Origin of the sequence: Vreelandella sp. F11 (assembly GCF_042466685.1) — a bacterium.
Lineage (GTDB): Bacteria > Pseudomonadota > Gammaproteobacteria > Pseudomonadales > Halomonadaceae > Vreelandella.
Map to the genome: position 1 here is coordinate 3,618,075 of NZ_CP170448.1, position 22,118 is coordinate 3,640,192.

Here is a 22,118-nt window from a genome sequence, read left to right on the forward strand (position 1 = left end):
TTTTAGCTATTTTTATGGTGTGCGTTGGGTAGTGCGCGTGGATAGCAGCTGTGAGGCTTTTTGATAAAGCCCCACTTATTGTATGCACTTAGCGCGCGAAAGAAAGACGTCTAAGGTCGGCATTTTGCTGTGCTTTTTCTGGATACCAGCGTGTAGGGCAACATCAAGTTATTAACTTGCCGCCCTTCCAGCACCTCAATCAGCATGGCAACAGCTTCGCGCCCGAATGCTTCCGCCGGTTGGGCAATCGTGGTGAGCGGTGGATCGCTGTAGGAAGCAAACGCTATATCGTCGAAACCCGCCACCGAGATATCTTCCGGAACGCGTAGTCCCGCTTCCTTGATACGGCTCATGGCACCTATCGCCATTTCATCGCTTTCACAAAAAATCGCGGAGGGTCGCTCCGCTAAAGCGATAAGCGTTTCCGCCGCTTGATAGCCAGAAAGTGGTGTGAAATCGCCAGGACAAAGCAGGCGCTCATCTAACGGAATGCCCGCCGCGCTCAACGCATCCTGGTAGCCTTGTTGGCGGTCACGGGTCAAGGGGCTGCGCCGAGGGCCCTTTATCATGCCTATTCGCCGATGCCCCAGGGAGATCAAGTGCTCGGTGGCCTCCCGGGCTGCTGCGCGGTTATCCAGTTTAACGGTGGGACACGGCGCATCGTCCAGCACCTCGCAGGCATTGATCATCGGCAATACCGCCCCAGCGGGAAAGGCATTTTCAGAAAAGGGGTTAAAAGCACGCAGTTGGATCACGCCATCCGCCTGGCGCGTACTGACTAAACTGGCGTACTGGGTTTCCATCGCCTCATTACCCAGCGTATTACACAGCAGAACGCCGTAGCCGCGCTCCTGGGCCGCTTCCTGAATACCGCTGATTACCCGCGCAAAAAAAGTGTTGGCGATCGTGGGCACCAAGACCACCAGGTTATAAGTGCGCTGGGAGCGGAACTGAACCGCCATCAAGTTAGGTTTGTAGCCCGCTAGATCAACGGCCCTCAGCACTTTTTCCCGGGTAGTGGGCGAGACGATATCCGGCGACTTCAACGCCCGTGATACAGTCGCCACTGAAACGCCCGCCAATTCGGCGACCTTACGTATATTGGTCATGGCCTCCCTTATCGCTCTGTGCTCGCCGGCTTTTCCTACCAGCCAAACAGATGGTTGCGCGGCGCTCCTCCTCTCAGCTTAACGTATCCTAACGTTAAACTCAGCGCGCTATTTTCTGGCACATTTTCAACACCGTATACCTTTGTCGCATTGACGCTCTCAGCGTCAAGACTTAGCTTCAAGACAAATGTAACCGGTTACATTACATTAAAAATTCAATCACCTCGAATATAAACAAACTCAGTTTATTAACACAGGAGCCTCTCTATGCCGCGACCCACTCTCCCCCGTATCCGCTTAGGCATGATCGGCGGCGGCCAAGGGGCGTTTATCGGCCAGGTTCACCGCTTAGCCGCCCGCCTCGACGACACTTGCGAGCTGGTGTGTGGTGCCTTTAGCCGCACGGCGGATAATAACCAATTGACCGGCGAAGCGTGTCACCTCCCCGACGAGCGTATTTACGCCGACTGGCAGCAGTTACTAGAAAGCGAGCAGCAACTTCCCACCGAACAGCGCATGCAACTGTTGGTGATCGTAACGCCAAATCATCTTCACGTTCCGATCGCCGCAGCAGCGATGCAGGCAGGCTTTCATGTATTTTGCGAAAAGCCGGCGGCAGTATCGCTCCAGGAGGCCCAGCGCTTAGCAGAAAGCTGGCATGCCAGCGGCTGCCTGTATGGCTTGGCGCATACCTACTTAGGCTACCCCATGGTATGGCAAGCCCGGGAAATGGTCAGCGAGGGCCAAATAGGTAGCATTCGCAAAATTCACGTGGAGTACCCCCAGGGCTGGCTAGGCGAGCGTTTAGAACAGCAGGGTAATAAGCAAGCCGCGTGGCGCACCGACCCTACGCTCGCAGGCATCAGCGGCTGCATGGCCGACATTGGCACTCATGCGTTTGGCCTTGCTGAGTTTATCTCTGGTCATCAGGTTAGCGAGCTGTGTGCCTCGCTTGCCAGCCACGCCGACGGCCGTCAATTGGACGATGATGGCGATGTGCTGTTGCGCACCGATCAAGGCGCCAGCGGCACCCTGGTGGCCAGCCAGGTCTGCAGCGGGGAAGAGAACGCGCTCAAAATTCGTATTTACGGTGATAAAGGGGCGCTTGAGTGGCACCAAATGGAGCCCAACAGCCTGCTCTACCGCCCGCTTCAAGCCCCGATGCGCACCCTCCGTGCGGGCGTCGACCAACCCGACCTTTTTCCCAACGCGATGCAGCGCCTACGACTACCCGGCGGCCATCCCGAAGGGTATCTGGAAGCACTCGGCAACCTTTACCGCGACTTCGCCCAGGCGATTCATCAAGGCGAGCAAGGCGACGTTAAAGGCGTTCCCGGCATGACCTCCGGACTTCGTGGCATGGCGTTTATTGAGGCCGTCACCACCAGCGCCAAAAGCGAACAGAAATGGACGCCGCTGCCCACCACTCAACTGCCTGGAGTCTAATCATGCCAAACACCCCCCAAGGCATCCGCGGCCCCGCCATTTTCCTGGCCCAGTTTATCGGCGACGAAGCGCCTTTCGACAGCCTCGACGGTATCGCTCGCTGGGCGGCCGAACAGGGCTATCAGGCTATTCAGCTACCCACTGTTGATAGCCGTTTTATCGACCTGCGCAAGGCCGCTGAAAGCCAAAGCTACTGCGATGAGTTAAACGCCCGCTGCGAAAAAGCCGGCGTTGTGATCAGCGAACTCTCTACTCATTTACAGGGCCAACTGGTCGCCGTGCATCCCGCTTGCGACGACTTATTCGATGACTTCGCCCCCGCTGAACTACACGGCAAGCCCCAGGCGCGTACCGAGTGGGCCATCGAGCAGCTAAAACTGGCTGCCAAAGCTAGCCAACGGCTGGGGTTAACCGCCCATGCTACGTTTTCTGGCGCGCTGCTTTGGCCCTTTGTTTACCCCTGGCCCCAGCGCCCAGAAGGGTTAGTTGAAGAAGGCTTCAGCGAACTGGCCCGCCGCTGGCGGCCGATCCTGGAGGCCTTTGACGAAGCTGGCGTTGACCTGTGCTTTGAAATTCACCCTGGCGAGGATCTTCACGACGGTGCGTCCTTCGAGCGGTTCCTTATGGCGGTGGACAACCATCCGCGGGCGAAAATTCTTTATGACCCCAGCCACTTACTGCTGCAGCAGTTGGATTATCTCGAGTTTATCGACCGCTACCACGAGCGTATCGGCATGTTTCACGTTAAAGACGCTGAATTTAACCCCAATGGCCGCAGCGGCGTTTATGGCGGTTACCAGGGTTGGGTAGAGCGCCCAGGCCGCTTCCGTTCATTAGGCGATGGGCAGATCGATTTCAGCGGGATTTTTAGCCGCCTGACGCAGTACGGATTTGATGGCTGGGCGGTGCTTGAGTGGGAGTGCTGCATTAAAGACGCCGCCCAGGGTGCTGCAGAGGGAGCGCCTTTTATCGAAGCGCACCTGATTCAACCCGCCGGTCGCGCTTTTGATGACTTTGCCGGTGTCACCACCAGTGTTTCGCGCAACCGCCGAATTCTTGGCCTTACGCCACGCCGCTAATTGACGGTTTTAAATCAAAACAGTAATCACAACCGCACAACCACAACAAAGGATCACGTCATGGCTATGATACGCACACGACTCAGCATCATGATGTTTTTGCAGTTCTTTATCTGGGGCGGCTGGTTTGTCACCCTGGGCACCTTCCTGGCCAACAACCTAAACGCCAGCGGTGGCCAGATTGGCATGGCGTTCTCCACCCAATCCTGGGGTGCCATTATTGCCCCTTTCATTATTGGCTTGATCGCTGACCGTTATTTCAACGCCGAGCGTATTCTCGGTGTTCTGCACTTGGCGGGCGCTGCGTTAATGTACGGCCTGTATGTCGCCAGCGACTTCAGTAAGTTTTACCCGTTGGTGTTGATGTATATGATTATTTATATGCCGACACTGGCGCTGGTTAACTCAGTCTCCTTCCGCCAAATGAGCGACCCAGGCCAGGAGTTCGCTAAAATCCGCGTATGGGGAACCATTGGCTGGATAATCGCGGGTCTGGGTATTAGCTACTTATTCGCCTGGGACTCCTCCCAAGGCATCGCCGACGGCATGCTGCGTAACACTTTCCTGATGTGTGCGATCGCCTCTTTAGCCCTTGGCCTATATAGCTTTAGCCTTCCCGCAACGCCGCCGAAAGCAGATGGCCCGGTTGGCTTAAAAGAAGTGTTAGGATTAGATGCGCTGGCCCTGCTAAAAGACCGCAACTACGCCATCTTCTTTATCGCCTCTATTCTGATTTGTATTCCGCTGGCGTTTTATTACCAAAACGCTAACCCCTTCCTGGCCGAAATCGGCGTTACTAATCCTACCGGCAAAATGACCCTGGGCCAGGTGTCAGAAGTGCTGTTTATGCTCCTGCTACCGGTCTTTATTCATCGCTTTGGTATCAAGAAGACTTTGCTGATCGGCATGTTGGCCTGGGCACTACGCTATGCACTGTTTGCGTTCGGGAACGCCGATGAGATGGTGTTTATGCTCTTGATCGGTATTGCCCTGCATGGGGTGTGCTACGACTTCTTCTTTGTGACCGGCCAAATCTACACCGATGCCCGCGCGGGAGAGAAATTCAAAAGCTCCGCCCAAGGCATGATCACGCTGGCCACTTACGGGGTCGGCATGCTGATAGGCTTCTGGGTCGCTGGCCAAATTACCGACCACTTCTCCACCAACGGCGCCCACGACTGGCAAGGCATCTGGATGTTCCCTGCAGTCTTTGCTATCGCAGTGCTGGTGCTGTTCTTCCTCACCTTTAAAAACGATAAAAGCGTAGCGGCTAAGCCTAACGTGTAAGGATATAGAGCATAAAAAAGCCGGGGGCGTTGGCGGCACCCGGCTTACTAAGCGTTGTACGAAAGCTGCCCTAACAAATACAGCGCCAACACAATCAACGCAAGCAAGCCCACTACGGCACACCAAGCGCCGTCGGCTCGGCTCCTATGCTCATCGAAATATATCACTTTAGAAGCCGAAGGATATTTTCCCAAAGTAACTAGTTTACAGACTGGCCAGCCAACCCAGTAACAAATGGTTCTGAAGAATACCTCTGCCAGTATGTAACCTATTCCCCTAAAAAACCCCCTGCCTATCTCTTCAAAAAAGCCGTCCATAAAACTCCTTTTCGGTTAAACGTAACAAGTAAATACCTCGCCCGAATCCGCCTTCTTTTCACTGCTATTTTGCCATAGCAGGGAATCGCAGCTGGCTTAATGGCTAGCGCTCATCTGCCAGTTCATGCCATACACGCAGAATAATGATGACGCTCGCATGCACTGAATAGCGAATAACGTATTTACCAAAGACCATGTCACGAACGGAATCCGGTGCCATTTCAACAGGCGTACCCATGTTGGGAAAGTCTGGCAGTAAGTCGATTTTACCGACCAGCTCTGCCGCTATCCTGCCGGCTGCAGAGGGATTATGGATGGCGATGAACTCTCGAAGGCGCTTCAAATCTTCAATGGCTTCATCCGTGTAAACCAGTTTCACTTACCCGACCTCGGTGCACCCTGCTCGTTTTCGGTTCCCCAGCTATTGAGCCACTGATGAACCTCGCTGCTATCAACCACTTTCCCCTGTGCGGCAGACTCCATCGCCTCCAGCGTTTGCCTCCAACGCTCTTGCTCAAGCTGTTGCTTCTCGATGTATTCCGATAACGCCTGGTTGATTACCCAGCCTTTGCTCCGGTGGAGCCTGCTCGCGATAGCTTCCAGATGCTGTTCAACGTCTGACTGAAGACGAACTGTAGTGACACCCATATCTATACCCTCACTCCTGACGACTACAATGTATTACAGCATAGTCAATGAGAGCGGTACAAAAAAGCCCAGCCCTCGATACTGTCTAGCATCAGAAGACTGGGCCTGCTCGCTTAGGGGCTTATAAGTGCCTAGCTATAGCTCCCTCACCCATATATTGCGAAAGCTAACGTCCGCATCGTGATCCTGCAGGTAAATGGGCGCGCAGCCGTGGGCTTCGTCGTAGTTGGGTTCGCCAATCCACTCGGTGGTGCCTTGCACTTCAGCATGGTGCTGCACCACTACACCGTTATGCAGAACGGTGATGTAGGCAGGCGATTCAAGGGCGCCTTCATCATCAAAGCGTGGCGCGGTGTAGAGGATGTTGTAACTCTGCCACTCACCGGGTGGGCGCGATGCGTTGACGAGTGGAATATGCTGTTTATAGATGGATGCCGCCTGGCCGTTGGAATAAGTCGGGTTGTCGTAGGAGTCCAGCACTTGGACTTCATAGCGTTCCTGCAGAAAGACGCCGCTATTGCCCCGATCTTGACCCTCCATGCCATCGATATCGGACGGTGCTCGCCACTCCAGGTAAAGCTGCACATCGCAGAAATCCTGGCGAGTACGAATGCCTCCCGCCCCGCGATTTACCGTCATAGCGCCGTCATCCACGTGCCATTCGGCTGGCCCACCCTCTTCGCCCTCCCAGGCGTCTAAGTCGGTGCCATCGAATAGCACGATGGCATCGGAGGGAACACCATCGTCAGGCACTGCAACGCTTGCGGGCACTGGCTCCCATACTTCGGTTTTGGCGGATTGCTCCTCGGGTGTCAGCGTCTCATTCGATGCGCCCTCCTGAGCTGCGCTATTGAATGCCAACAAACTGCCGCAGGCCAATAGGCAAAGTGTCTGAGCATAGGAGTGAGGCTTACGTTTGTGCATACGTTGATTTTTCATCATGCTCTCCGCTCAATTAGGTTGCCCAGGCAGGCTCGCCGTTATAAGGCGCGCAGCCGTCATAGCGGCCTGGCACCGCTTCGTAGCGTAGGACTTCCGTCGCGCCGACTTCTGAGGTGAAGAAGCCAAACAGCGTTAGCTGCTTCATCATGGTGAAGTAGTGTGGCAGCGCATCTTCGCTCTCCACATGCTCCTGTGATGACTGGTTTTCTGCCGTTTGATTTTGCGCGGTCTGGGTTTCTATCGTCAGTTCTTCAGCGGGGGTTGGCTGTTTGCGGGCCTGCTGCTGGGCGTGCGCCATCGCTTCACGATCCAACTCGGTTATGAGCTCTAATCGCTGTTCGCCACTTAACGCCATAAAGCCACGCTCGTAAGCCGCTCGGCTGCGCGCCTCAAGCTGCGCTAAACCAAAATAAAACACCTCTCTCTCTGAGGGCGTATAGCAGTCGCTTACGAACATGGCCATAAACTCCCCGACGCCCGCGTCCTTAGCCCCTGGGGTATCGGTACGCGGCAAAATCGTTTCGGCCAGCTCGTCTAGGCGCTGCACATCCTGGCTGCTAAAGGAGTGGCCTGCTTGGCCAGTATCGCTAAAGGCAAATAGGGATTTGCCTCCAATCATCACTGCACCGGTCGTCAGCGCGATCATTTTGAGTAGCTCGCGACGGTTCATGACAGGTTACCCCGCTTAAGCTCTTTCACGGCATAGTCCACCGCCCGCGCGGTAAGTGCCATGTAGGTTAAGGATGGATTCACGCAAGAGGATGACGTCATGCAGGCGCCATCGGTGACAAACACATTGGGCGCGTCCCACATCTGGTTATGGCTATTGAGCACTGACGTTTTCGGGTCACGGCCCATACGCGCGGTGCCCATTTCATGAATCCCCATGCCCGGCGCGTAATCGCCTACGTCGCCTTTGACGTTTTTCACCCCCGCGGCCTCCAGCAGATCGACCGCATCCTGAACCATATCCCGGCGCATATCGCGCTCGTTTTGCTTGAGTTCCACATTGATCGACAGCACCGGCAGCCCCCACTTATCGCGAACGCTGTGATCCAGAGAGATGCGGTTATCGTGGTCGGGCAGCATTTCGCCGAAGCCCGTCATGCCGATCGTCCAACCGCCTGGCTGGGTGAGTGCTTGCTTTAAATCAGCGCCGATATTGATATTGAGCTCAGCAATTTCACGATCCCAGCCCTGACGGCTCGCCGCGCCTTGATAACCAAACCCCCGCACATAGCTACGCTGCTCATCGCCTACGTTGCGAAAGCGTGGAATGTAAAAGCCTGCAGGGCGGCGTCCAAAATAGTATTTATCCTGATAGCCTTCCACTTCGCCACTGGCGCCACAGCGGAAATGGTGATCCATCACGTTGTGGCCCAGTTCTCCGCTGCTGCTACCCAAACCACCTTCCCAGACATCGGTCGCAGAGTTCATCAAAATCCAGGTGGTATTGAAGGTTGAGGCGTTAAGGAACACCACATCAGCGGTGTACTCGTGGATTTCATGGGTTTCGGCATCAATGACTTCTACACCCCGCGCTCGCTGGCGATCCTTGTCATACAGCACCTGGCTGACAATCGAGAACGGCCGCAAGGTTAAATTGCCGGTGGCTACCGCAGCGGGAAGCGTAGCGGACTGGGTGCTGAAATAGGCACCAAAAGGGCACCCCAGCCAGCACTTATTACGGTATTGGCAGTTGACGCGGTTTTGCTCTGGCTTTGGCTGGGTAATATTGGCCACCCGGCTGTGGATAAGATGACGCTGGCCACCAAAGGCCTCTTTAATGCGCTTGGCCGCATCCTCTTCCACGCAGTTAAGCGGTATTGGCGGCAGAAACTCGCCATCGGGAAGAATATCCAACCCCTCCAGGGTGCCTGCGATACCGGCAAAGCGCTCCACATAGTCATACCAGGGGGCGAGATCTTCGTAGCGAATCGGCCAATCAATGGCGATGCCTTCCCGCTGGTTGGCCTCAAAATCCATCGGGCTGAGCCGGTAGCTTTGCCGGCCCCAAAGCAGCGAGCGCCCGCCTACGTGGTAGCCGCGAAACCAGTCAAAGCGCTTTTCTTCTACGTAGGGATTGGCCTGTTCATCCGCCCACATGCCCAGGGTAGCTTCATTAAGGGGGTAGTCGCGCTTGAGCACAGGATATTTAGCGATCATTTCCTGAGTTGGCTCATTCCGATGGGGATAATCCCACGCCTCTTTGTCGGCATTGTGGTAATCCTTTACGTGCTCAATATTGCGCCCACGCTCAAGCAGCAAAACCTTTAGCCCCTTCTCGGTTAGCTCTTTAGCAGCCCAACCGCCGCTAATGCCTGAGCCAACCACGATGGCATCGTAGTGATTATCTGGCATGGTTATCTTCCTTACTGTGTTGTTTTTAGAGTCGAATCACACGTCGCAGAGCTGAATAGCCGCCTGCAGTGATTCTATTTTTGCCTGTTGGCTAGTCCGGTCAGGGATAAACTCTTGGGCGATATAGCCCTTAAAGCCGGTATCTCGAATAGCGCGACAAATCGCGGGGTAGTTGAGCTCTTGGGTGTCATCTATTTCATGCCGCCCAGGCACACCGGCCGTATGGTAATGGCCGAAAAACGGGTGGTTTTCACGGATGGTGCGAATGACATCGCCTTCACTAATCTGCATGTGATAGATGTCGTAGAGCAGCTTGAAGTTGGGTGAATCAAGACGACGGCAAAGCTCAATTCCCCAGGCAGAGTTATCGCAAAGGTAATCAGGGTGGTCGATTTTGCTGTTAAACAGCTCCATCTGTAGCACCACGCCTTTTGCTTCTGCTTCGGCAAGAATCTGCTTCAGTCCCGTTTCGGCATTTTGCAAACCCTGCTCAGGGCTCATGCCCCGAGCATTGCCGCTGAAGCAGATTAAATTGGTGTAACCCGCTTGGCTGACCAGATCGATATGGTTGAGATAACGCTCAACCAGCTCGGCATGAAAGCGGGCGTCGCCCCAGCCATCCTCAAGGCTCAACTCGGCACCATTACACATGGAGGAGTCGAGCCCATAGCGCTGAAGCACAGGCCACTCTTCGGGCCCCACCAGATCAATCGCCGTAATGCCCAACTCGGTTGAAAGCTGGCAAAGCTCTTCCAGACGCAAAAAATCAAACGTCCAGCGGGCAACCGAATGCTGGATATTGCCTTTTAGTGCCGGCTGGGAAGGCCTATCTTCAGATAGGGCTTGAGATCCAAGCAGAGGTAGCGCCGCCAAACCAATAGAACCGGTCACGCTGTGGCGCAGCAGGCTTCGCCGATCAATAAGGTAGCGCTTCATAAAGCATCCTCGCGTTTGTCATCTAAATGAGATGGCTTAGGCGTGTATTACTCTTCACGAAGCGCTGCCAATTTCTCCTCTAGGAAGCTATTTCCTTCGGTAATAACCGCTTCAGCGTCTAGCGGCATATCGTGTTCGATGATGTACCATTCAATATCAGTGGCCTCAATGGCGGGTAATATCGCATCCCAATCCAGTACGCCTTTGCCGAGTGTTGCGAACCCACTCTCCTCTTCATCGGTGCCTTCTGGCGCGTTATCTTTGGCGTGTACAGCAAACAGTTGCCCATCAAAACGCGTCACGTACTCTGCCGGATCAAACCCGCCCCGTGCGATCCAAGCGAGATCCAGTTCTGCCAACAGGTCAGATCCGGCTGCATCAAAAAGATGCTCTAGGGCGGTTTTATCGTCGTACACTTCCATTTCAAAATCGTGGTTGTGATACGCCAAGCGCAACCCTTCGGCATCTAGCTCAGCGGCAATATCACCTAGCTCTTCACCCAGCGCCTGCCAGCCTTCGGCATCGCTAGGGCGTGCGTCCTCGGCTAGATAAGGCACTGTTAAGGTGTCGTTACCCACCGCCTGATTGAAAGCAACCGTCTCATCTAAGCGATTGCGCAAATCGTCTAGCTGCACATGACTTGAGATCACTTCAAGCGCATGCTCTTCTAACAGTGCATTGAGTTCTTCAGCAGTCACTTCCTGGGTGCCCACCGTTTCAATCGCCGAAATACCAGCCCTATTTACAGCGGCTAACTGTTCTTCCAAGCTGCCAAAATCCCGCAGTGTGTACATTTGCACGGCGATGGGCAGCTCTGCTGAGTTGTCTTGAGCTTGGGCAAAGCCAGGCAGACCCAGCGCTGACAGCGTCACGGCACTGGCAGCCAATAGAGCCTGTGAACTCATGCGTTTTAAGCGTCGCGGGGTATCCATATCCACCTCGTTGTTGTTGGATTGTTATGGGTTGTGAAAGCGCCGATGCAAGAATGTAATCGGTTACATTTTTTTAGATCATCTCAGTTGAATGTGCAAGTCAGCACTCTTTTTTACCGCTTTAATGATGTCAAAAAAGAACTTACCCTCTCGCCAATCAGCTCTCAAGCCATTGGTTATAAAGCACTTATAGGATTAATAAGAAAAAACTAACACTTTAGTATCAAACAGCAGCAATGCTAAACAACCACTTATAGCGCTATTATTTTTACCATCTCCCAAGCTGATATAATGACTGCCGCTTCCATCCACCAACGGACATCAACGTGCCTCTACGCGATTTGCTACTCGGCCTGTTTGTTATCGCCATTTGGGCGTTGAATATCATTGTGATCAAGGTTGGTGTGGCGGAACTACCGCCACTATTGATGACCACACTGCGTTTTATGCTCGTCGCGACGCTGCTGGTGCCTTTCTACCCAGTGGCGCGGGTACAGCTACCCTTTTTGCTGCTGCTCTCGGTGACGTTTGGCAGCCTACACTTTGCTCTGCTGTTTATTGGCCTGGAGCACGCTGAGGCAGGTACCGGCGCGCTGCTGGTACAAATGGGCACGCCCTTTGCCACGCTGTTAGCGGTAATCTTTCTAAAAGAGAAGCTGGGGCCCAAGCGTATTGCCGGGCTGCTGCTCTCTTTTGCTGGGGTCGTCGTGCTGGCGGGCGGGCCAACGCTGCCCTCTCCTCTGCCACTGGCGATCCTGTTGTGCAGTGCCATGGGCTGGGCGGTGTCGCAGCTGTTGATCAAGCGCGGCCCACCGATTGCGCCGATGGCACTGGCGGGCTGGGTGGCGCTGTTCGCAGTGCCTCAGGTAGGGTTGGGGTCATGGCTATTTGAGAGCGGTCAGTGGCAGGCGATGCAGCAAGCTACATGGTTAGGCTGGGGGGCGATGATTTACACCGCCGTGATGTCGTCAATTGTCGCTTACGGGATTTGGTACGCGCTGTTGCGCCGCCACCCGGTTAACCGCGTGGTACCCATGACACTACTGGTACCGGTGTTGGCGGTTGGCCTAGGCGCACTGTTAATGGGCGACAGCCTAGGCGTGCATAAGCTAGCAGGAGGCGGCTTAGTGGTCGCGGGTATCGCCCTGATTGTGATCAGATTTCGCCGTCGCTCGGCTTAGTCTGCGGGTTGGCAGAAACCGGCTTCGTCAGGAATGGAAACACAGTCCCCTACGTTGATACCGCGCTCGGCAAAGTAGCCGCCATTTACCTCTAGCGCTGAGTGATAAGCCGCACCCGCCGGATAAGAGGGGCAGTCACTTGGCGACGAGGATTCGCAGGGCTGCATGGTATTAATCGCCACGATCCGCCCCTCGCTATCGATAAAAGCAATATCCAGAGGAATCAGCGTGCGATACATCCAAAAGGCATTGTTAGCGGACTGCTCGCTCTCAAAACGAAATAGCATGCCACTTGCTTCTGGCAAGTTCTCGCGCCCCATTAAGCCGCGTTGACGCTGGGAAGCCGTTTCCGCCACTTCAACCTCTAAACGATGTGGGCCCCCATCACTGTGAATAGCCAGCGACAACGTCTGCATCGATTTCGTCGTCGCCTGCCCCCAGGTAAATGAGCTAAGTAGCGACATCGGCAGTAGCGCCGTCAGTGGCAACAGTAAAGACGCCTTAAGCAACTTGCGACGCGTGGGATCCATGCTTACTTCCTTTTGTCATGCGCATCTGCGCGAACTCGGTGGCCTGGCAAAAGGTGAATGCCTTCGGCCAGTAGTGAAACATTCACCACAGCACCGCGGGTTAACTGATTACGCCGTGCGGCATGGGTGGCGATATCGAAACGTAACATATCGCCATGGTGGACGCGCAGTGAAACTGACGTAATGCCACCCAATACCACCAACTCACTGACCGTGGCCGTGATCGGGTTTTCCCGTTCGCCCAGGGAAGGACGGTCACGGCGGTGAAGCACAATATCTGACGGGGGCAAATACCAGGCCACCGTTTCACCCGGTGACAGGTGAGCAAGCCGCTCGGCCACTTCTAAGTAAGTGTCCCCCCACTTCAGCCGCCGCTGTCCCGCTACGTCAACAGCGATGCCTTCAAATAGATTATGCCTGTCTAACAAACGAGCTATCAACGGCGAGGCGGGGCGCCTAAACAGCGCGTCAGGAGCGGCCTGCTGAAGGCTTGCACCGTTATGTAGCACGCAGATTTGGTCGGCCAGCGCGGCGGCCTCTTCCAGATCGTGAGTCACCAGTACTATGGGGATATCGATCTGCTCACGTAGCAGCGCTAACTCGCGCTGTAGCCGCCGCCGGGTGACTTGATCCACCGCCGAAAACGGCTCGTCGAGTAACAACACTTTAGGGTCGCGGGCCAAGGCCCGTGCCAGTGCTACTCGCTGGCGCTGGCCTCCCGAAAGCGCGTTAGGATAGCGCTTGCCCAACCCATCCAAGCGCACTTTGGCTAGCCACTGCTCGGCCTGCTCACGGCGTTGCGTTTGGGGCAAGTGGCGCAGAGGGAGTTGAATATTTTGCGAGGCGGTTAGGTGCGGAAATAGCGCATAGTCCTGAAACACTATGCCGACCTGCCTACGCTGGGGCGAGAGTGAATGCTTACGTTCGGCGTCAAACCAAACCTCTCCAGCGCACTCCACCCGCCCGCCCTGGGGACGATAAAGCCCGGCAATGGTGCGCAGCAGCGTGGTTTTTCCGCTGCCCGATGGCCCTACCAGCGCCAGCAATTCGCCGGGTTGGCAAACGAACTCGGCAGCCAGTGGAATCGGCCCCGTTTGATTGACCGCTACGCGTAGCCCTGCGCCTAGCCCTGTAATGCGCGAATCAGCCACGGATCCACCGCCTGCGCCCGGCCAGCCCATAGACAAGCCCCAAGGTAATAAACGATACCAACAGCAGCAGCGCCGACATCTGTGCAGCACCCTGTTCATCAAAGGCCTGGACGCGATCATAGATGGCAATGGCAAGGGTGCGGGTTTCGCCATCAATGGCGCCGCCCACCATCAAGATGACGCCAAATTCGCCCAGCGTATGGGCAAAGGTGAGCGCTGCCGCTGACATTATGCCGGGCCATACCAGCGGCAGCTCAATGCGCAGCAGCGTTTGCCAGGGGCTAAGCCCGCTGCACCAAGCCGCCTCGCGTAGATTGTGGGGCACATGCTCAAAGGCCCGCTGAATAGGCTGCACGGCAAACGGCAAATTGGCGATTAGGGAAGCCAGTAATATGCCCGTAAAGGTGAAATTCAGCCCGCTGCCGGTTATGTTTGCCCAAAACGAGCCCACTGGCGCGTCGCGGCCAAAGCTCAGCAGCAGATAGAAACCTAATACGGTAGGTGGTAATACCAGCGGTAGTGCGATCAGCGCTTCGCATAGCCCTTTGCCGCGGAAACGCGCATAGGCCAGAGAGCGGCCTAGCCAAATGGCAATGGGCAGTAAGATGAGACAGGTAAATGCCGCGAGACGTAACGAGACCGAAAGCGCCGACCAATCCATTATGCCCCTTCCATTAAGAAGCGCTCATCATTCGACGCTAAAGCCATTATTCCGCGTTAAAACCATAGTTACGCAAAATGGATTGTCCCTCGTCCTCTTGCAACCACTGATAGAAGGCCGTGGCAATCTCTCCAGCCTGATTGGTCAGTACCATGCGCTGGCGTAGTGGGCTATGCCAAGTCCCGGGGATGAGTACGTACTCACTTCGCTCACCTAGTGAGGGTGCCAGTGCCAAGGAGTAAGCCACCAGGCCACCCCGCGCATCGTCGGAAAGCGCAAACTGTGCCGCCTGGGAGACGTTTTCGCCCAGTATCCGCAGCGGCTCTGTTTGCTCCCAAAGCCCGGCGTGCTCAAGCGCCTGCTGTGCCGCAACGCCATAGGGCGCATGTTCGGGGTTGGCCAGGGCGATGCGTTCAGTAGTCCCCGCCTCTAAGGCGGTTTGAACCGCTTCAAGCGGCATCTCCTCATTAGGCAAATCACCACGCCCAGCGCGCTGCAGCCACACTAGACGACCAATGGCATAAATCACGCCCTCATCTTGTGTGTAGCCCTCTTCATAGAGCGCTTGAACGTAGCGCTCGTCAGCAGAGAGATAGAGCTCAAAGGGCGCGCCCTGGGCAATTTGACGGCGAAAGTTGCCCGAAGAACCAAAGTTAAGCCGCAGGGCGTGGCCAGTTTGCTGCTGAAACCGCTCAGCGGCTTCCGTCAGCGCAAACTGCAGATCAGAGGCAGCCGCCACAATAGGAGGCGCCCCCGCTATAGCGGGGGCGCTGGTTAGTAGTAGGCAGGCAAGCAGTAGCCTATGGACTAATTTAGCTTTTAGCATGCTCGTCGGTAATCTCCATCACCTTCATGGTATTGGTGCCACCGTGAGCGTTCATATGATCGCCGCGGGTAAGAATCACATGGTCGCCTGGCTTGGAGATACCGGTCTTCACCAGTAGCTCAAGGGCACGGTCATTTAGCTCAGTGGCGCTCATTTCAGAGGTATCGAACGGCAGCGAGACGACGCCGCGGTAGAGTGCCATGCGCCGCTGAGCGATAGGGTTATGCGCCAAGCCCACAATCGGCAGGCCCGAACGAATGCGCGAAGCGATCAGCGGCGTATAGCCCGATGAGGTCATACAGGCAATCGCGGTAATGCCGGTCATATGGTTGGCCGCGTACATGGCGGAGAGCGCAATGGTCTCGTCAGGGCGGGTAAAGCCTTCATGAATACGGTGTCCCGACTCCTGGGCGGTCTTTTCCCGCTCAGCGCCCAGGCAAACACGTGACATGGCTTCCACGGTTTCCAGCGGGTAATCCCCCGCTGCGGTTTCCGCCGAGAGCATGACCGCATCGCTGCCATCCAACACCGCGTTGGCCACATCAAACACTTCCGCTCGGGTAGGCAACGGCGCTGAAATCATGCTTTCCATCATTTGCGTTGCGGTAATCACCGCACGATTCAGCGAGCGTGCTCGTTTGATCATGCGCTTTTGCACGCCGACCAGCTTGGCATCACCAATTTCGACGCCTAGATCGCCCCGCGCCACCATCACCGCTTCTGAGGCTTCGATAATGCCATCCAGAGTGGCGTCATCGGCCACCGCTTCGGCGCGCTCCACCTTAGCAACCAGGCCAATCTCTTTGCCCGCCTCGCCCAGCAGGCGGCGTGCTTCAAGCATATCTTCAGCATGGCGGGGGAAAGAAATGGCTAAGTAGTCGACGCCGATTTCAACGGCGGTCTTAAGGTCTTCTTTATCTTTTTCGGTCAATGCCGGAGCGGACAGCCCGCCGCCCTGCTTGTTGATGCCTTTATGGTTAGAGAGCTTGCCACCCACGACCACAGTGGTATGCACCTGTTGGCCGTCAACACGTGCCACGTCCAGCACCAGGCGCCCATCGTCTAACAGCAGGCGATCCCCGGCAGTAACGTCTTTCGACAAGGTTTTATAGTCGCAGCCCACCTGATGGCTATCCCCTGCATCGCCATCCAGCGCCATATCAAGAATAAACGGCTGGCCCTCTTTGAGCACCACAGCCCCATCTCTAAACCGTGCAATACGAATTTTGGGGCCCTGCAGATCCCCCAACACCGCAACGCTGCGGCCTAGCTGGGCGGCGATTTCACGCACCTCGGTTAGCCGACGGCGGTGATCATCCGCTGTGCCATGGGAGAAATTAAGACGCACCACATCGACACCCGCCTTGAGCATGGCTTCCAATACGCCTTCCCGGTCGCTGGCAGGCCCCAGAGTGGCGACAATTTTGGTACGACGGATCGTGGAGAAGTGCAGTGCGTTCATAATGTTCCAACCATGCAATTTAGCGTGTAGTGACTCTATTAAGTAATTCTACTCAGTAACCCTAGCTTACCAGTTTAACGCGCTCTATATGACAGCAGTGCAACGCAGAGGGTGGGTTTAAGTCAACGTCACGGTGATCGCGAGAGGAAACTCATCACAGTTATTGCCATCACCGCCCCGATCCACTACCAAAAACTCGCCTTCACGCTCCAGTACCGATTGTATGGCGTGCCAAGTGCCTGCGCGGTAGTTCACCCCTTGGCGACCATCGGTGACAAACGCTCGCACGTCTGCAGGGTTAATATGCTCCCCCGGCGGGGCTACCACCACAATAAAGCGCTCCTGATGCAGCGGCATAAACGCCTGACTACCCTGAGGATGACGCTCCAGAAACGTGAGCTCCAACGGCAGTGTAATCGGCTGGCTAACGAAAATATTAATCAGCGTGTGGGCGTTTTCGCCCAGGGTTTCCACCTTGGTCAGATCATGATGGCGCTGAGTGCGCCCGGCATTAATGGGAAACGACGCTGACGTACGTGCATCTATCACATCGCCAAAGGGGGCAAACGCCTCTGCCGTCAGCGGCTCGGCTTTTAGTTCAAGCATTACAGCTCCTTAGCGAGATGACAGTTTAAGAGAAGCATGACGATTAACATCTTTATACAGCAGATACCTAAATGGCCCGGGGCCAGCGGCGTAACAGGCCTGGGGGCAGAAGGCGCGAAGCCACATAAAATCCCCGGCTTCTACTTCTACCCAATTCTGGTTTAGATGGTAAACCGCTTTGCCCTCAAGCACGTAAAGGCCATGCTCCATGACATGGGTTTCATCAAACGGAATCACGCCGCCGGGCTGGAAGGTGACGATATTGACGTGCATATCGTGGCGAACGTCCGCAGGGTCGACAAAGCGCGTGGTGGCCCAGCGCCCTTCGGTACCCGGCATTTCGATGGGGGCAATGTCCTGCTCGTTGGTGACGAACGCCTGCGGCACCTCAAGCCCTTCCACAAACTCATAGGCCTTGCGTACCCAGTGGAAACGTACCGGCGCGTTGGATTCGTTGCGCACCTGCCACGAACTGCCAGGGGGAATAAACGCGTAGCCGCCGGGCTGCAGGGTGTGGCACTCGCCTGACAAAGTAAGCGTTAACTCACCTTCCACAATAAACAGCACGCCTTCCGCCTGGGAGTCAGGCTCAGGCTTATCGCTGCCGCCCTGGGGCTGTACTTCCATAATGTACTGGGAGAACGTCTCGGCGAATCCTGACAACGGGCGCGCCAGCACCCATAGTCGCGTGCCTTCCCAGAACGGCAGATTGCTGGTGACGATATCGCGCATCACGCCTTTGGGGATCAGCGCATAGGCTTCGGTAAATACCGCACGGTCAGCGGTAATTTGTGTTTGCGGCGGGTGCCCGCCGGTGGGGGCGTAATAAGTAGCTGGCATTTTTAAACCTATATTGCTTAGTAAAAACAAGAGACATATATCTTGTATACAATATTAGCGAACCATATTAAAGCGATCTTTGGCGAAGCTCTTTAGCAAAACGCTTGTGAAACACTCCTCCCAATAGTAACGTCTTTAGAAACTTTCGTTTCATAATTCTAAAACCATACGAACATGTCCACAAACAGCATCCTCGGCACGAATTGGCTTCCGCAAACCGTTGCGCTCACGAACCCTATCGCTGCTCGGTCAGGCGCTTATAACCGCCGATATTGATAACAACAGCCATCCTGGATGGCAGCTCTATACGCGAGGCTTAGCATGTCCCAACACACCCCCTCTTCCCCAGATAGCCCAGCGCCCAAGAAAAGCTGGTGTCGGATCCCTGATATCTACGCGGTGCTGTTTGTTTTTATCGCCTTGGCGGCGATAGCGACGCATTTTGTGCCAGCCGGGCAGTTCGAGCGTGTTCCTGGCCCGAATGGGCGTATCACTATTGACCCGACCTCTTATGAGCAAATCGCTTCCTCACCGATTGGTATCGTCGATTTTATGCTGGCGATTCCCAATGGCTTGATGAGTGCCGGCGAAGTTGTCTTTTTCACCTTTATGATTGGCGGTATGTTTATGGTGCTAAGGCGCACCGGCATCATTGAAATAGGGGTGGACAAGCTAACGCGCCGCTTTGCGCGACAGAGCCTGCTCACCATCCCGGTGTTGATGACGGTGTTTGCCCTAATCGCCACGGTAATCGGTACCCAGGAGTTGGCGCTGGTCTATGTGCCGGTCATCCTGCCGCTGATGATTGCTTTGCGCTTCGACTCAGTCACGGCCGCGGCGGTGGCGCTTTGCGCTACCACGGTCGGTTTCACCACGGGTGTGCTCAACCCGATCAATACCGGCCTAGGGCAGCAACTCTCAGATCTGCCTCTCTACTCCGGTTATGGCCTGCGCGTCATGGCGTTTGTGGTAATGTTAGCCGCGGCTATTTTCTTCGTTATGCGTTACGCCCGCAGGGTGCATCAGACACCTTCGCTTAGCCTGCTGAGCAGTGACACTAACGAATCCGAAAAACGCTCGCTTTATCAACATGCTGACAATAGCCCTGCCTTAATCGCCAGCGCTCGCCAGAAGCTGGCTGCCATCGCCACCTTCGCCTTCTTCGCGGTACTCGTCTATGGCGTACTGCAGCAAGGCTGGTTCATGATGGAAATGGCAGGCCTGTTTATCATCATGGGCATTGTCGTGGGTCTAATCGCAGGCCTCGACACCGACGAAATATGCGCAGGCTTCAACCAGGGCTTCCGAGACGTGCTGGTCGGCGCCATGATCGCCGGCGTCGCCCGGGGCGTTGCCGTGATGCTGGAAGATGGCCAGATCATGGACACCCTGGTGTATGGACTTGGCAACCTTGTCGGAGGCCTGCCCACCTTGCTCTCGGCGATTGGCATGTTCTTCGCCCAGCTAGGCTTCAATTTCATTGTCCCCTCCGGTAGCGGCCAGGCCCTGGTCACCATGCCGCTAATGGCACCGCTCTCCGACATCATCGGCGTTACCCGCCAAACGGCAGTGCTAGCCTTCCAACTGGGTGACGGTATCGGCAATATTTTATACCCGACCTCAGGCTACTTTATGGCAACCCTGGCGCTGGCTGGCGTTCCGTGGCAAAAGTGGGTCAAATTCTTCTTCCCACTTTTTTGCGTCTGGATAATAATTGCCCTGGGCTTTCTTATTTTCGCCCAGGCAACCCAGTGGATCGGCTAGAGCACCGCAGAGATAAACTGCTTTAGCTCCGGCGTTTGCGGATTGCTGAACAGCTCGCTGGGGGCGCCCTCTTCATGGATGCGCCCCTGGTGCATAAACACCACCCGATCGGCCACGTCGCGGGCGAAGCTCATTTCATGGGTAACTAGAATCAGCGTCATGCCCTCTTTTGCCAGCGCTTCCAACACCCGCAGCACTTCCCCAACCAACTCGGGATCAAGCGCCGAGGTCACCTCATCGCAGAGCAGCACTTTGGGGCGCATGGCCAGCGCCCGAGCGATGGCCACCCGCTGCTGCTGCCCACCGGAGAGCTGGGCCGGATAGGCATCGTATTTGTCGGAGAGGCCGACTTTCTCAAGCACTTCCCGAGCGATTCCCTCAACATCAGCCTTGGCCTCGCCGCGCACTACCAGCGGCGCCAAACAGACATTTTCACCCACGGTTTTATGGGGAAACAGGTTAAAGCTTTGGAATACCATGCCGACATTTTCACTCAGCTCTTTGGGCGACATTGACGCCGCATCGAGCTGCTTATCGGCAATGGTAATCTCGCCGCTGTCATGTTTTTCCAGCTGATTCAGGCAGCGCAGCAGGGTGCTTTTACCCGAGCCGCTGCGGCCAATAATCGCCACCACTTCGCCTTGCGCCACCGAAAGGTTAATACCTTTAAGCACTTCCAGGTCGCCAAAGGCTTTATGAACGTTATCAACGTAGACCAGCGTCATAGAGCTTTTTCTCCAGATAGCGCGCGTAGCAGGAAAGGGGATAGCACAGCGCAAAGTAAAGCAGTGCCACAAGGGCAAAAATGGTGAAGGGTTCAAAGGTGGCGTTATTGAGCATGGTGCCCGCCTTGGTCAGCTCGACAAAGCCAATGATGGAGGCCAGCGCCGTGCCTTTGATGACCTGTACCGAGAAACCCACCGTGGGCGGAATCGAAAGCCGCAGCGCCTGGGGCAGAATCACATGGCGCATGGATTGGAAGTAGTTCATGCCGAGTACCCGCGCTGCGTGCCACTGCCCTTTAGCCACCGCTTCCAAACAGCCGCGCCAGATGTCACACAAGAAGGCGCTGGTAAACAGCGTCAACGCAATAGAAGCCGCCAGCCAGGCAGAGATCGGATGCCCCATGGCCGCAGCGCCAAAAAAGATCAAAAACAGCTGCATCAGCAGCGGCGTGCCTTGGAAAAGATCAACATAGAGCGACGTTAAGCGCTGCAGCCAGCGGTTGCTGGAGAGACGCATAAAGGTCAGTAGCAGACCCACGGTGGCCCCGCCCACAAAGGCAATCAGCGACAGCACAATGGTCCAGCGAGTCGCCAGCAGCAGGTTGCGCAGAATGTCCCAGAAGGTGAACTCAATCATCGCTGCTCTCCTTGCTGATAGGCGAATACGCGCCTGCCCACCAGCATAAAGCTGCGTCGCATGCCAAAGGCGAGGAGCAAATAGACCAGCGTGATCAGCAGGTAGACTTCAAAGCTGCGGAAGTTGCGCGACTGGATAAAGTTAGCCGCGTAGGTCAGGTCGAATACGGAAATCTGCGACACCACCGCTGAGCCCAGCATCACGATAATCGATTGGCTGATAAGCGCCGGGTAGACCCGAGCAAAGGCAGGCACCAGCACAACGTGGCGATAGCTTTGCAGCGTGGTCATTCCCAGTGCACGACCGGCTTCCAACTGTCCCTTGGCCGTGGCGCTAATACCGGCGCGTAAAATCTCGGCACTATAAGCGGCCAGGTTGAGCGTCATAGCAATGAACGCCGCAGTAATGGCATCAATTTTGATGCCGAGCCCCGGTAGCCCGAAGAAGATAAAGAACAGTTGCACAATGAAGGGCGTATTGCGGGTGACTTCGACGTAGCCGCCTAGCCCCCAGCGCACCCATGGCTGCGCGTTGACGCGTAAATACGCCACTGCCACTGCCAGCGCTAGCCCCGTTAAGGTCGTCACCATGGTCAAAATGACCGTGGTGGTAAGACCTTTGAGAAGCTCACTGACGTAGGGCAACAGGGTAAGGAAATCGAGTGTTGGCCCCATGCTA

At 55.6% G+C, this 22,118-nt stretch carries 23 protein-coding genes; 5 read left to right on the forward strand and 18 right to left on the reverse strand.

Going from position 1 to position 22,118, the window contains the following annotated elements; translation table 11 throughout:
- Positions 1-110 precede the first annotated feature (110 nt).
- Positions 111-1,109 carry a LacI family DNA-binding transcriptional regulator gene (locus tag ACFIOZ_RS16580; protein ID WP_386079781.1) on the reverse strand — a complete coding sequence of 333 codons (999 nt, stop codon included), beginning with the start codon at positions 1,107-1,109 and terminating at the stop codon, positions 111-113.
- A gap of 267 nt (positions 1,110-1,376) precedes the next feature.
- Here ACFIOZ_RS16580 and ACFIOZ_RS16585 point away from each other — a divergent pair, with 267 nt between their 5' ends.
- Genes ACFIOZ_RS16585 through ACFIOZ_RS16595 form a run of 3 tightly spaced genes read left to right on the forward strand, consistent with a single transcriptional unit; the run spans position 1,377 to position 4,921 of the window.
- Entirely contained in the window at positions 1,377-2,555 is a 1,179-nt protein-coding gene (locus ACFIOZ_RS16585) for a Gfo/Idh/MocA family protein (protein WP_386079782.1), read from the forward strand.
- Between the two features lie 2 nt (positions 2,556-2,557).
- Positions 2,558-3,634: a sugar phosphate isomerase/epimerase family protein gene (locus tag ACFIOZ_RS16590; RefSeq protein WP_386079784.1), complete on the forward strand. Its 1,077-nt coding sequence runs from the start codon at positions 2,558-2,560 to the stop codon at positions 3,632-3,634.
- A 60-nt stretch (positions 3,635-3,694) separates the two neighbouring features.
- A complete protein-coding gene (locus ACFIOZ_RS16595; protein ID WP_386079785.1) occupies positions 3,695-4,921 on the forward strand; it encodes a nucleoside permease in 1,227 nt (408 codons plus the stop codon).
- A gap of 420 nt (positions 4,922-5,341) precedes the next feature.
- Here ACFIOZ_RS16595 and ACFIOZ_RS16600 read toward each other — a convergent pair whose 3' ends face one another.
- The 7 genes from ACFIOZ_RS16600 to ACFIOZ_RS16630 all read right to left on the reverse strand — a co-directional run bounded on the left by ACFIOZ_RS16600 (position 5,342) and on the right by ACFIOZ_RS16630 (position 11,057).
- A complete protein-coding gene (locus ACFIOZ_RS16600) occupies positions 5,342-5,617 on the reverse strand; it encodes a type II toxin-antitoxin system RelE/ParE family toxin (protein WP_386079787.1) in 276 nt (91 codons plus the stop codon).
- On the reverse strand, positions 5,614-5,886 hold the full coding sequence (locus ACFIOZ_RS16605; RefSeq protein WP_386079788.1) for a CopG family ribbon-helix-helix protein: 273 nt from the start codon (positions 5,884-5,886) through the stop codon (positions 5,614-5,616). The genes ACFIOZ_RS16600 and ACFIOZ_RS16605 overlap by 4 nt, the downstream gene beginning before the upstream one ends.
- 135 nt (positions 5,887-6,021) lie before the next feature.
- Positions 6,022-6,825, reverse strand: coding sequence for a 3-keto-disaccharide hydrolase (locus ACFIOZ_RS16610; protein ID WP_386079790.1), 804 nt, complete (start codon positions 6,823-6,825; stop codon positions 6,022-6,024).
- 16 nt (positions 6,826-6,841) lie between these two features.
- A complete protein-coding gene (locus tag ACFIOZ_RS16615) occupies positions 6,842-7,498 on the reverse strand; it encodes a gluconate 2-dehydrogenase subunit 3 family protein (protein WP_386079792.1) in 657 nt (218 codons plus the stop codon).
- Positions 7,495-9,189, reverse strand: a complete 1,695-nt coding sequence (locus tag ACFIOZ_RS16620; RefSeq protein ID WP_386079794.1) for a GMC oxidoreductase — start codon at positions 9,187-9,189, stop codon at positions 7,495-7,497. The genes ACFIOZ_RS16615 and ACFIOZ_RS16620 overlap by 4 nt, the downstream gene beginning before the upstream one ends.
- A gap of 36 nt (positions 9,190-9,225) precedes the next feature.
- Positions 9,226-10,125 (reverse strand): hydroxypyruvate isomerase family protein, encoded by a 900-nt coding sequence (locus ACFIOZ_RS16625; protein WP_386079795.1) that lies wholly within the window; start codon positions 10,123-10,125, stop codon positions 9,226-9,228.
- 47 nt (positions 10,126-10,172) lie between these two features.
- Entirely contained in the window at positions 10,173-11,057 is an 885-nt protein-coding gene (locus ACFIOZ_RS16630; protein ID WP_386079797.1) for a sugar phosphate isomerase/epimerase family protein, read from the reverse strand.
- A gap of 326 nt (positions 11,058-11,383) precedes the next feature.
- On the opposite strand from ACFIOZ_RS16630, the gene ACFIOZ_RS16635 reads away from it, so the two are divergent.
- A complete protein-coding gene (locus tag ACFIOZ_RS16635) occupies positions 11,384-12,238 on the forward strand; it encodes a DMT family transporter (RefSeq protein ID WP_386079799.1) in 855 nt (284 codons plus the stop codon).
- Here ACFIOZ_RS16635 and ACFIOZ_RS16640 read toward each other — a convergent pair.
- The 7 genes from ACFIOZ_RS16640 to ACFIOZ_RS16670 form a co-directional block, all read right to left on the reverse strand.
- On the reverse strand, positions 12,235-12,768 hold the full coding sequence (locus tag ACFIOZ_RS16640; RefSeq protein ID WP_386079801.1) for a DUF192 domain-containing protein: 534 nt from the start codon (positions 12,766-12,768) through the stop codon (positions 12,235-12,237). The two genes, ACFIOZ_RS16635 and ACFIOZ_RS16640, sit on opposite strands and share 4 nt — an antisense overlap.
- A gap of 2 nt (positions 12,769-12,770) precedes the next feature.
- The gene (locus ACFIOZ_RS16645) at positions 12,771-13,919 is read right to left on the reverse strand and encodes an ABC transporter ATP-binding protein (RefSeq protein ID WP_386079802.1); all 1,149 of its coding nucleotides are present in this window, start codon (positions 13,917-13,919) and stop codon (positions 12,771-12,773) included.
- On the reverse strand, positions 13,912-14,580 hold the full coding sequence (gene modB / locus ACFIOZ_RS16650) for a molybdate ABC transporter permease subunit (protein WP_088698967.1): 669 nt from the start codon (positions 14,578-14,580) through the stop codon (positions 13,912-13,914). The genes ACFIOZ_RS16645 and modB overlap by 8 nt, the downstream gene beginning before the upstream one ends.
- 46 nt (positions 14,581-14,626) lie before the next feature.
- Entirely contained in the window at positions 14,627-15,406 is a 780-nt protein-coding gene (gene modA / locus ACFIOZ_RS16655) for a molybdate ABC transporter substrate-binding protein (protein WP_386079804.1), read from the reverse strand.
- Positions 15,393-16,868 (reverse strand): pyruvate kinase, encoded by a 1,476-nt coding sequence (gene pyk, locus ACFIOZ_RS16660; protein WP_386079805.1) that lies wholly within the window; start codon positions 16,866-16,868, stop codon positions 15,393-15,395. The genes modA and pyk overlap by 14 nt, the downstream gene beginning before the upstream one ends.
- Before the next feature lie 117 nt (positions 16,869-16,985).
- On the reverse strand, positions 16,986-17,474 hold the full coding sequence (locus ACFIOZ_RS16665; RefSeq protein WP_386079807.1) for an ureidoglycolate lyase: 489 nt from the start codon (positions 17,472-17,474) through the stop codon (positions 16,986-16,988).
- 9 nt (positions 17,475-17,483) lie between these two features.
- A complete protein-coding gene (locus ACFIOZ_RS16670; protein ID WP_386079809.1) occupies positions 17,484-18,314 on the reverse strand; it encodes a bifunctional allantoicase/(S)-ureidoglycine aminohydrolase in 831 nt (276 codons plus the stop codon).
- A 321-nt stretch (positions 18,315-18,635) separates the two neighbouring features.
- On the opposite strand from ACFIOZ_RS16670, the gene ACFIOZ_RS16675 reads away from it, so the two are divergent.
- Positions 18,636-20,078, forward strand: coding sequence for a YfcC family protein (locus ACFIOZ_RS16675; RefSeq protein WP_386079811.1), 1,443 nt, complete (start codon positions 18,636-18,638; stop codon positions 20,076-20,078).
- Here the strand turns inward: ACFIOZ_RS16675 and ACFIOZ_RS16680 are convergent.
- Genes ACFIOZ_RS16680 through ACFIOZ_RS16690 form a run of 3 tightly spaced genes read right to left on the reverse strand, consistent with a single transcriptional unit; the run spans position 20,075 to position 22,114 of the window.
- A complete protein-coding gene (locus ACFIOZ_RS16680) occupies positions 20,075-20,803 on the reverse strand; it encodes an amino acid ABC transporter ATP-binding protein (protein WP_386079812.1) in 729 nt (242 codons plus the stop codon). The two genes, ACFIOZ_RS16675 and ACFIOZ_RS16680, sit on opposite strands and share 4 nt — an antisense overlap.
- Entirely contained in the window at positions 20,784-21,440 is a 657-nt protein-coding gene (locus tag ACFIOZ_RS16685; protein WP_386079813.1) for an amino acid ABC transporter permease, read from the reverse strand. Before ACFIOZ_RS16685 ends, ACFIOZ_RS16680 begins: the two co-directional genes overlap by 20 nt.
- On the reverse strand, positions 21,437-22,114 hold the full coding sequence (locus ACFIOZ_RS16690; protein ID WP_386079814.1) for an amino acid ABC transporter permease: 678 nt from the start codon (positions 22,112-22,114) through the stop codon (positions 21,437-21,439). Before ACFIOZ_RS16690 ends, ACFIOZ_RS16685 begins: the two co-directional genes overlap by 4 nt.
- Positions 22,115-22,118 lie beyond the last annotated feature (4 nt).

Coding starts and splice junctions, on each gene's coding strand:
- ACFIOZ_RS16625 (WP_386079795.1), bottom strand. CDS start 10,125: ATGAAGCGCTACCTTATTGATCGGCGAAGCCTGCTGCGCCACAGCGTG.
- ACFIOZ_RS16670 (WP_386079809.1), bottom strand. CDS start 18,314: ATGCCAGCTACTTATTACGCCCCCACCGGCGGGCACCCGCCGCAAACA.
- pyk (WP_386079805.1), bottom strand. CDS start 16,868: ATGAACGCACTGCACTTCTCCACGATCCGTCGTACCAAAATTGTCGCC.
- ACFIOZ_RS16675 (WP_386079811.1), top strand. CDS start 18,636: ATGTCCCAACACACCCCCTCTTCCCCAGATAGCCCAGCGCCCAAGAAA.
- ACFIOZ_RS16615 (WP_386079792.1), bottom strand. CDS start 7,498: ATGAACCGTCGCGAGCTACTCAAAATGATCGCGCTGACGACCGGTGCA.
- ACFIOZ_RS16665 (WP_386079807.1), bottom strand. CDS start 17,474: ATGCTTGAACTAAAAGCCGAGCCGCTGACGGCAGAGGCGTTTGCCCCC.
- modA (WP_386079804.1), bottom strand. CDS start 15,406: ATGCTAAAAGCTAAATTAGTCCATAGGCTACTGCTTGCCTGCCTACTA.
- ACFIOZ_RS16590 (WP_386079784.1), top strand. CDS start 2,558: ATGCCAAACACCCCCCAAGGCATCCGCGGCCCCGCCATTTTCCTGGCC.
- ACFIOZ_RS16620 (WP_386079794.1), bottom strand. CDS start 9,189: ATGCCAGATAATCACTACGATGCCATCGTGGTTGGCTCAGGCATTAGC.
- ACFIOZ_RS16680 (WP_386079812.1), bottom strand. CDS start 20,803: ATGACGCTGGTCTACGTTGATAACGTTCATAAAGCCTTTGGCGACCTG.
- ACFIOZ_RS16605 (WP_386079788.1), bottom strand. CDS start 5,886: ATGGGTGTCACTACAGTTCGTCTTCAGTCAGACGTTGAACAGCATCTG.
- ACFIOZ_RS16610 (WP_386079790.1), bottom strand. CDS start 6,825: ATGAAAAATCAACGTATGCACAAACGTAAGCCTCACTCCTATGCTCAG.
- ACFIOZ_RS16640 (WP_386079801.1), bottom strand. CDS start 12,768: ATGGATCCCACGCGTCGCAAGTTGCTTAAGGCGTCTTTACTGTTGCCA.
- ACFIOZ_RS16630 (WP_386079797.1), bottom strand. CDS start 11,057: ATGGATACCCCGCGACGCTTAAAACGCATGAGTTCACAGGCTCTATTG.
- ACFIOZ_RS16580 (WP_386079781.1), bottom strand. CDS start 1,109: ATGACCAATATACGTAAGGTCGCCGAATTGGCGGGCGTTTCAGTGGCG.
- ACFIOZ_RS16685 (WP_386079813.1), bottom strand. CDS start 21,440: ATGATTGAGTTCACCTTCTGGGACATTCTGCGCAACCTGCTGCTGGCG.
- ACFIOZ_RS16585 (WP_386079782.1), top strand. CDS start 1,377: ATGCCGCGACCCACTCTCCCCCGTATCCGCTTAGGCATGATCGGCGGC.
- modB (WP_088698967.1), bottom strand. CDS start 14,580: ATGGATTGGTCGGCGCTTTCGGTCTCGTTACGTCTCGCGGCATTTACC.
- ACFIOZ_RS16595 (WP_386079785.1), top strand. CDS start 3,695: ATGGCTATGATACGCACACGACTCAGCATCATGATGTTTTTGCAGTTC.
- ACFIOZ_RS16690 (WP_386079814.1), bottom strand. CDS start 22,114: ATGGGGCCAACACTCGATTTCCTTACCCTGTTGCCCTACGTCAGTGAG.